General features: G+C 43.4%; 3 protein-coding genes. All 3 read right to left on the bottom strand.

Annotated features, from left to right (window positions below; all coding sequences use genetic code 11):
- Nucleotides 1-158: helix-turn-helix domain-containing protein (locus CK503_RS16520; protein WP_141239953.1), on the bottom strand; the 158-nt coding region annotated here is incomplete at its 3' end.
- A complete protein-coding gene (locus CK503_RS15880) occupies nucleotides 131-730 on the bottom strand; it encodes an AI-2E family transporter (protein ID WP_095607812.1) in 600 nt (199 codons plus the stop codon). The genes CK503_RS16520 and CK503_RS15880, both read right to left, overlap by 28 nt.
- Nucleotides 731-880: 150 nt before the next feature.
- Nucleotides 881-1,232 (bottom strand): CARDB domain-containing protein (locus CK503_RS15885; RefSeq protein WP_217988436.1); only part of this gene is annotated, 352 nt, incomplete at its 5' end.

A 1,232-nucleotide genomic window follows, 5' to 3' on the forward strand; every position in this document is an offset into this window, starting at 1 on the left:
GTGGAACCGCCATTGTCTACATTACGTTTAAGTTCCCGACTGATTGTAGAGCGATGTACACCGATAGTTCGGGCAATTTCACTCTGATTATGGCCTGCTTTAAGCAGAGCCTTGATCTGATGACGATTTTCTAGGCTGAGTTGGGTGTATTTTTGCATGACAACATGAATATAACCCGCTTGGCGGAAGACCTCAGGGGTTTTTCCCTGAGGTCTTGCTTCATGTTGCACTTACTACTTGAACTCACAAATACATAAATAAAAGCCAGCAGGTAGGTACCCATATACCCGGTACCACGTCCAAACATGCTTAATAATGGAGCCCCCTCACCCGACTCACCTTCCACTGGCGAAAAACTATCACTTGTCGGGAGATCACTTTCATTTAAAAAGGTACTCGTCGTCACAAATGTCTTCCACTGTTCAATTTTAGGCCCCATCGTTTCTTTAATTTCGGGCCAGCTTTCAACAAAAACTTTAGTCTGGTATGATAGAAGGGCAACAAATCCCAAGGAAATGATGAAGAGCGTAAAAGTGCTAAGCAGAGAGGAAAAGCCCCTCTTAAAATGGTTCTCTATCCATTTTCCCATGGGGAGTATCACCAGTGCCAAAGTAATAGCAGTTATCAATGGTGCAAGAACGCCCTGGGCTTCCAACAATCCCCAAATCAAAAAGAAGATACCGATAATTATAGCTACCGAATAAAGGAGAATTCTTTTATTTGCCTCCATTAAAACCACTCGATAATAAAGATTTGTTTGCCAGCGCTAAATCAAACTGCTAATTTCAATTCACTGGTAGTTTTACCTACTCTCTTATTGGCTGTTCAAGCTGATAATCTTCTGTCTGGCAAAACTATGCATTGATTTTGATACCTCTTACTATTGATTATCTATAATCTCAATTTCAGAAGTACGAGAGTCGTTGCCCGCATTATCATCAGTAAAATTATGACTTACTCTTAAGGTATAACTGCCCGGGACCACCCCTCCGGTATCCCAGCTCAAAGTCAGTGACTGGCTGGTCCCGGCATTTAAGCCACTTATAGACCTTGAGTCAATTGTTGCCCCACTATTTTGATTCACAAGCGAAACGGCTATGTCTTGGTTAACATCTTGGTTGCCCAGGTTTTCTATTGTTGTCGAGACCTCTACCTGGTCGCCTTGGGTAGCTTCCGAGGGGGCCGTCATCGAGCTTACTGCAATGTCGGTGACGGGCGTTTCGTTGATGGTC

It is taken from the genome of Fodinibius salipaludis (assembly GCF_002287075.1).
GTDB classification, from domain to species: Bacteria; Bacteroidota; Rhodothermia; order Balneolales; family Balneolaceae; genus Fodinibius; species Fodinibius salipaludis.

Bases quoted from the DNA above. Each gene is read 5' to 3' on its own strand.
- CK503_RS15880 (WP_095607812.1), bottom strand. From the start codon at position 730: ATGGAGGCAAATAAAAGAATTCTCCTTTATTCGGTAGCTATAATTATC.